Below are 7,250 nucleotides of genomic sequence, written 5' to 3'. Positions count from 1 at the left end.
CGCCGAACCACCTGCACCTGGCGCCCGTGTGCGCGGCGGCCGAGGCGGGGGTCGCCGTGCTCTGCGAGAAGCCCATGTCGGCGAGCCTGGCCGACGCCGAGGCGATGGGGCGCGCGGTGGATCGGGCGGGCGTGCTCTACGGGACGGCCTTCGACCAGCGCCGCCATCCCGCGCACACCGCGCTTCGCGATGCTGTCGCCGCAGGTGCGATCGGGCGGCCCTCGGCGGTGCGCATCGCCTATTGCTGCTGGGTCGATCCGCTGTGGCGCGCGCCCGGACAGACAGGCGAGGCCAACTGGCGGGCCGATCCGCTCCAGGCCGGGGGCGGCGCGGTGGTGGACCTGGCGCCGCACGGGCTGGACCTCGTCCAAGCCCTGCTCGGCGAGCCGGTGGAGCGGCTGGCCATGGTGCTGCAGCGCCGGGTGCACGACTATGCGGTGGAGGACGGCGGCATGGTCACAGGCGTCACCGCCTCAGGCGTCCTGGTCAGCCTGCACGTGGCCTACAACTGCCCAGAGGCCCTGCCCCGCCGGCGGCTGGAGGTGCTGGGCGACGAAGGGCAGGTTTGTGCGCTGGACACCCTGGGCCAGACCGCGGGCGGCGAGCTGTGGCGCATCTGCGGACGCTCAGGCGCGCGCGAGCCGATCGGCTTCGACGCGGCGCTCGGCCCCTTCACCGTGCAGGCGGCGGCCTTTGCGGCGGCGGTTCAGGGTGCTCCGCATGACTATTCCCTGTCCCGCGACCTCGCCCTAGCCCGGCGCTTCGACGCCGCCTACCGGCAGGCGTTCGCATGCCTCTGAGCTTCTACGCCTGCGCCAACTGCGGCTTCTGGCAGCGCTACTTCGCCACGCCGCCGGACTGCCCGGTGTGCACCGACGTGCGCAACGACCTGCCGCCGGATGGCTGGCGGTTCCTCGCCCTGGACGAGGTCGCGGCCACCCACGCCGGCGGCTGGCGGGAGATCGCGCCGGACCTCGTGGCCTTCGCCACCACGCCGGCGCTGGGCCTGGCGGGCATGGGCTGGCTGCGGCTGAGCGAGGGCGGCAACGTCGCCTTCGAGGCCGCGCCCTACTACAGCCCCGCCATGCTGGATGAGATCGCCCGACTGGGCGGGGTCGCGGTGATCGCCGCCAGCCACGCCCACGGCTACGGCGCGCTCTGGCAGCTGCAGGCGGCCTACCCAGACGCCGCCCTGGCCATCCAGGTGGACGACCTGGCCATGACCAAGGCGTTCAGGGTCACCGCCCCGTATGACGACATCTTCGACCTCGGCGGCGGCCTGGTCCTGCACCACGTCGCGGGCCACTATGTGGGCCAGGCGGCGCTGCACGACACCTACGGCCGGCGGCTGTTCTGCGGCGACATGTTCAAGGTGGACCAGGACGCGGCCGGCCGCTCCCTGGCCGTGTCCAGTCACAAGGCCTTCCACAAGGATATCCCGCTGACCCACCGCGAACTGCGCCGCTATCGCGAGGCGATCGCGCCGCTCGACTTCGACGCGCTGCTCACCCCGTTCGAGCACGCGCCCGAGATTGGCCGGGAGGTGGCGTTGCGTGTGCTGGACGCCGCGCTGGCCCGCCCGCCGGGCGTGGTGAGGACGCCCCTGTGAGGCAGATGCGCGGCCTGCCGTCCGACCTGCCCGACGCCGCGCGCGCCTATCTGGACGCCTTCCCCGCAGGCGAGCTGACCGCCTTCCCGCTGACCTCGCTGGACCGCACCGGCCTGCCGGTCTGGGTAACGACGCTGTTCCCGGATGATTCCAGGCTGGCGGGGATCATGCCCTACGGCGTCGGCTACGGCGCCGACGAAGGCCAGGCGATCCTGGGCGGCCTCGGCGAGATCGCCGAGATGGTGCAGCCCACCCTGGCCCTGGCGCAGGCGAAGCGCACCCGCGGCAGCTGGCGCGAGCTGGCGAGGGCGCTGGGAGAGAACGCGGTCGCCGACCCGCTCACCCTTTGCCTGCCCGCCGGCTCCCCCGTCGGCCGCGACACGGCCTTGGAGTGGGTGGAGGCGGTGCGCGCCCGCGACGGCGCCACCGTGCTCGTCCCCATCGAGCTGGCCGCCTACAGCCGCAAGGACCTGGCGCCCCGCTACGTCCCCTTCACCACGATCATCTCCAACGGCATGGGCGCCGGCCCGGACGTGGACTGGGCGCTGGGGCACGGCCTGCTCGAACTGCTGCAGCGCGACGGCAACGGGCTGCTGTTCCGGGCGCTGGACCAGGGCGTCGTGCTCGACCTGCCCGAGCGCCCGAGCCCCGCCGCCCGCGTCGCGCTCGACGCCTACGCCGCGGCCGGCATCGCGGTGAAGGTGAAGTTCGCTACCGACGAGTGGGGCCTCTGCAACCTCTACTGCGTAGGGCGCGAGGCGAGTGGGCGTGGACCGCCGACGCCCATCATGCTCACCGCCTGCGGCGAGGCCTGCCACCCCGACCGCAACGCCGCGCTGGAGAAGGCGCTGCAGGAGTTCGCCGCCTCGCGCGTGCGCAAGGCCTTCGCCCACGGCCCCGCGGCGCTGGCGGAGCGCGTGGCGCCCCCCGGCTACGTCGCGCGTTTCATGGCCGGCTCTGGCGCCAACGCCAAGACCGGCGAGGGCCGCGCCTTCGAGGCCATGGCGGACTGGACCACCCGCCCGGCCGAGGTTCTCGCCGGCTGGCTGGCCGACAGCGTGTATGCCGAGCGAGCGCGCAAGCCCTTCGCCGAGCTGCCCACCACGCCCGCGCCGGACGCCTGGGCCCGCGGCGCCATCGTGCGCGAGCGGCTGCAGGCCGGCGGTCTGGACCCGCTCTATGTCGACCTCTCGCCCCCCGGCCGCGCCATCGCCGTGGTCAAGGCGATCACCCCGGGGCTGGAGGTCGAGACCATGAGCTACCATCGCATCGGCGAGCGCAACGCCGCCAAGCTGATCGCGCGCGACCATCCCCTCGTCCGCTTCGGCCAGGCCACCGACACGCTGAAGCCGATCCGGCTGACGCCGGAGGCCTGCGCGCGGCTGGGCGGCCAGCCCCTGTTCGACACCGCGCTCGCCGACCGCGTCGTCGGCCCGCTATATCCGCTCTACCGCGAGCCGGAGGCCCACCACGTGGCCCACGCCCCCGGCCGGCTGGCGAGGTTTCCGTGAGCCTGCGCTACGCCTACAACACCAACGGCTGCGCCAACCACCGGCTGGACGACGCGCTGCAGCTGATCGCCGGATGCGGCTACGCGGGCGTGGCGCTGACGCTCGACCACCACCACCTCGATCCCTTTGCGGCCACATGGGCGCAGGACGCCCGGCGGCTCGCGGCCCGGCTGCGCGAGCTGCAGCTCGGCTGCGTGATCGAGACCGGCGCGCGCTACCTGCTCGATCCCCGCGACAAGCATGAGCCGACCCTGGTGAGCGCTTCGGCCGAGGGGCGGCGGCGGCGTGTGGACTTCCTGGCCCGCGCGGTGGACATCGCCGAGATCCTGGAGGCGGAGGCCGTCTCCTTCTGGGCCGGCGTGCCTAAGCCCGGCGTCGGCCGCGAGGATGCGCTGGGCTGGCTGCTCGACGGGTTGCAAGCGGTCTGCAGCTACGCTCAGTTGCGCGGCGTGACGCCCGCCTTCGAGCCCGAGCCCGGCATGCTGGTGGAGACGGCCGCCGAGTGGGCGGCGCTCGGGGTTCCGGGCCTGTCGCTGGCGCTCGACACCGGCCACTGCCTGGTGACCCAGGATATCGACCCGGCCGGGGCGGTGCGCATGTATGCCGACCGTCTGGGCACGGTGGCGGTGGAGGACATGCGCCGCGGCGTGCACGAGCACCTGCCCTTCGGCCAGGGCGAGATGGACCTGCCCTCGATCCTGTCCGCCCTGCAGGAGATCGGCTTCCGCCGCCTCGTCTGTGTGGAGCTGTCACGCGAGAGCCCGCGCGCCCACCTGGCCATCCCGGAGTCCATCGCCTGGCTGAAGGCGCACGAACCGGCTGCACGAGGGTGAGGGTCTGCTTCGTCAGCCGCCGCTTCTTCCCGGCCGTCTCGGGCATGAGCATCTATGCGACCAACCTGCTGCGCGAGATGGTCGCCGCGGGCCATGACGTGACCCTGGTCAGCCAGTTCTACGGCGGCGGACATGCCAGCGTGTACGGCGGCGGCCCGCCCCCGCCCGTGCCCGGCGTCAGGGTCATCGGCCTGGAGGCGCTGGGCGAGCAGGACGGCGGCGACTTCGAGCGCGACATCGTCACCCTGGCCGACACCATCGTCGCCGAGCACGCGGAGCGTCCCTTCGACATCCTGCACGCCCAGTACGCCTACCCCACTGGCTGGGCGACGCTGCTGACCTCCAGGCGCACCGGCGTTCCCAATCTTGTGTCCGTCCAGGGCGGCGATGGGCACTGGGTCGGGTCGTGCTGCGAGACGCACCGGCTGGCCATGGTGCGCACCCTGGACCATGCTGGCGCCCTGCTGATCGGGGGCGAGAGCTTCCGCGACGAGGTGTGCGAGCGGCTGGGGACGTCGCCCGGCCGCTTCACCCTCGTGCCCGGCGCGGTGGACACCGCGCAGTTCCACCCCGCAGACGGCGAGCGGCCGCCGGGCCCCTTGCGCATCCTCTACCACGGGCGGGTGGACCGGCGGAAAGGCGTGCTCGACTTCCTCGAGGCGCTGCACAGCCTGGACCGGCCGGAGCTCGCCTGGTGCGCCTCCATCTCCGGCATCGGCCCGGACCTGGAGCCCGCGCGCGCCTTGGCGGCAGAGCGGGGACTGACCGAGGACCGGCTGAGATTTCTGGGCTATGTGGCCTATGACGCCGCACCCGAGGTGTACCGCGCCCACGACCTGTTCGCCTCGCCCACCTATTCGGAGGGCTTCTCCAACACCATCCTGGAGGCGATGGCGTCGGGCCTGCCGGTGCTGTCCTGCCGGGCGGTAGGGGTCGTCGACTGCCTGCGCGACGGAGAGACCAGCCTGCTGGTCGAGCCCGGCGACGTGGCGGCCCAGGCCGGCGCCCTGGAGCGCCTGCTGAGCGACGCCGCCCTTCGCGCCCGGCTGGCGGACGCCGCACTGGCCGAGTGCCGGCGCACCTACAGCTGGACGGCGGTGGGGCGCGAGATCATGGCCGTCTACCACCGGCTGGCCGGGACCTCGCCGGACGCGGACTTCGACCCGGCGCTGCCGCTGACACCCTGCCGCTTCCGCGACGCGCCGCACCTGCTGTGACCCGCGTCGTGCTCGCCCTGTCGCCGCACCTGGACGACGCGGTCTTCTCCGCGGGCGGCGGTCTGGCGGCGCGGGCTGAGGCGGGCTGGCGGGTCGTGGTGGCGACGCTGTTCACCGGCGGCGTGGACGCGCCGAAGGGCTTCGCGCTCGCCTGCCAGCTGGACAAGGGGCTTGGCCCTGAGATCGACTACATGGCGCTCCGCCGCGGTGAGGACGAGGCCGCGTGCGCGGCGCTCGGCCTGCACGCCGTCCACCTGCCGCTGCTGGAGGCGCCGCACCGCGACTATCACAGCGCGGCCGAGCTGTTCCGCGCACCCCACGCCGACGATCCGGCCCGCGAAGCCCTGGGGCCTGCGCTCGCCGAGCTGATCGAGGCGCATGGGCCCGACGAGGTCTGGGCGCCCCGCGCCTTGGGGGGGCATGTGGACCACGTGCTGGTCCACAGGGCGACGCGCGCCTCGGCGTCGGCCGCCCGGCTGTGCTGGTGGACGGATTGGCCCTACGCCGACCGCCCTGCCCCGGCCGATCCCGAGTCGCCGACCGTGGCCGCCCTGGCGTGGGAGGACGAGGCGCTGTCCGCCGCCGCGCGCACCCGCAAGGCGGACGCCTGCGCCGCCTACGGCTCACAGCTCGGCTTCCAGTTCGGCGGCGAGGCGGCGATGCGGGCGCGGGTCCGGGCCATGGCGGCGGAACGCTACGCCACGGCGCGCGCATGAGCCGCGGCGCGATCCTGGTCACCGGTGGGGCGGGCTACATCGGCTCTCACGTGGTGCAGGCCCTGCTGACCGACGGATGGCGGCCGACGATCCTGGACGACCTGTCCACCGGCCGCCACGACGCCGCGCCGGCCGGCATTCCCTTGGTGCAGGGCGATGTGGGCGACGGGACCCTGCTCGACGCGGTGCTGGCCGAGGTCGCGCCGCGCGTGGTGCTGCACTTCGCCGGCTCCACCTCTGCGCCCGGCTCGGTGGCCGAACCGCTGCTCTATTACGAGAACAACACAGCCAAGAGCCTGCGACTGGTCCAGGCGATGCTGTCGGCGGCCTCGCGCCCCGCCCTGCTGTTCTCCTCCAGCGCTGCGGTGTATGGCGCGGCCGACACCGCCCGGGTGGACGAGGACGCACCGACCCGGCCGCTGAATCCCTACGGCCTGAGCAAGCTGATGACCGAGCAGATGCTGGCCGACGCCGCCCGCGCGCACGGCCTGCGCTATCTCGCGCTGCGCTACTTCAACGTCGCCGGCGCAGGGCGCCGGGCGCGGTCCGGCGCGAGGGCCGGCGCTCCAGGCTCGCTGCTTGCGGTGATGCTGGAGGCGGTCCGGGGCGAGCGCGACCATGTGCCTATCTACGGCCTGGACCATCCCACTCGCGACGGGACCGGCGTGCGCGACTACATCCACGTGGAAGACTTGGCCGCCGCCCACATTGCCGCCCTGCCGCTGCTGCAGGCGGAAGATGCGCCGCGGGTGCTGAACTGCGGCTACGGCCGGGGCTGGTCGGTCCTGGAGGTGCTGGACGCCGTGGAGCAGGCGTCAGGGGTGCGGCTGCGCCGGCGCGATGTCGGCCGCCGGCCAGGCGATCCGTCCGAGGTGGTGGCCGACGCCTCGCGCCTGCTGCGCCACACGAGCTGGCGACCCCAGCGCGACGATCTCGCCCGCATCGTGGGCGACGCTCTTGCGGCGCAGGTAAACCCGAGGCCCCTGGCGCTCGCGGCGGGATCGCGCCTGGTCGATGGGATGTTGGACCCTGACCCGGATGGCCGGTCCACACCGAAAGGTGAACTTCGCTGATGAAGGCCGAGACCAGACAGCCCTAAGACGGCTTCGGCAGGCTAGATCGCCATCCAGTCGGCTCTTTGACGGGCTCCGTGGCTTGAGGCGCCCTCGCTTTTCCGACACTTGGAAGGGAAGGAGCGTCCGCCTCATCCCAGCCGTTGCGCCCATCCAGAACCGCGCGCTACTTCGCAGTCAGCCAAGACCATGCCTGACCAGATGCAGACCGTGCCTTCATTGCACTTCAACCCGCTGCCGATATCCGGCGGCGGCTACGCTGCGCCCGCGCCAGGCGCCGCCCACGCGCCC

7 protein-coding genes are annotated in these 7,250 nt (G+C 73.3%); all 7 read left to right on the top strand.

The features are described from left to right. The coding region (locus HUV06_RS13350; protein ID WP_174301747.1) for a Gfo/Idh/MocA family protein at positions 1–800 on the top strand (800 nt) is incomplete at its 5' end. Beyond that, on the top strand, positions 791–1,609 hold the full coding sequence (locus HUV06_RS13345) for a hypothetical protein (RefSeq protein WP_174301746.1): 819 nt from the start codon (positions 791–793) through the stop codon (positions 1,607–1,609). The genes HUV06_RS13350 and HUV06_RS13345, both read left to right, overlap by 10 nt. Before the next feature lie 5 nt (positions 1,610–1,614). Further along, positions 1,615–3,120: a YcaO-like family protein gene (locus HUV06_RS13340; protein WP_174301748.1), complete on the top strand. Its 1,506-nt coding sequence runs from the start codon at positions 1,615–1,617 to the stop codon at positions 3,118–3,120. Next, entirely contained in the window at positions 3,117–3,953 is an 837-nt protein-coding gene (locus HUV06_RS13335) for a sugar phosphate isomerase/epimerase (RefSeq protein ID WP_174301745.1), read from the top strand. Before HUV06_RS13340 ends, HUV06_RS13335 begins: the two co-directional genes overlap by 4 nt. Further along, a complete protein-coding gene (locus tag HUV06_RS13330) occupies positions 3,950–5,170 on the top strand; it encodes a glycosyltransferase family 4 protein (protein ID WP_174301744.1) in 1,221 nt (406 codons plus the stop codon). The genes HUV06_RS13335 and HUV06_RS13330 overlap by 4 nt, the downstream gene beginning before the upstream one ends. Next, complete coding sequence (locus HUV06_RS13325; RefSeq protein ID WP_174301743.1) at positions 5,167–5,886, top strand: PIG-L deacetylase family protein; 720 nt, start codon at positions 5,167–5,169, stop codon at positions 5,884–5,886. The genes HUV06_RS13330 and HUV06_RS13325 overlap by 4 nt, the downstream gene beginning before the upstream one ends. Next, a complete protein-coding gene (galE, locus tag HUV06_RS13320) occupies positions 5,883–6,959 on the top strand; it encodes a UDP-glucose 4-epimerase GalE (protein WP_174301742.1) in 1,077 nt (358 codons plus the stop codon). Before HUV06_RS13325 ends, galE begins: the two co-directional genes overlap by 4 nt. Positions 6,960–7,250 lie beyond the last annotated feature (291 nt).

Origin of the sequence: Caulobacter sp. S45, assembly GCF_903642205.1 — a bacterium.
Taxonomy (GTDB): Bacteria; Pseudomonadota; Alphaproteobacteria; order Caulobacterales; family Caulobacteraceae; genus CAHJWH01.
This window is presented reverse-complemented; position numbering and strand designations above follow the sequence as displayed.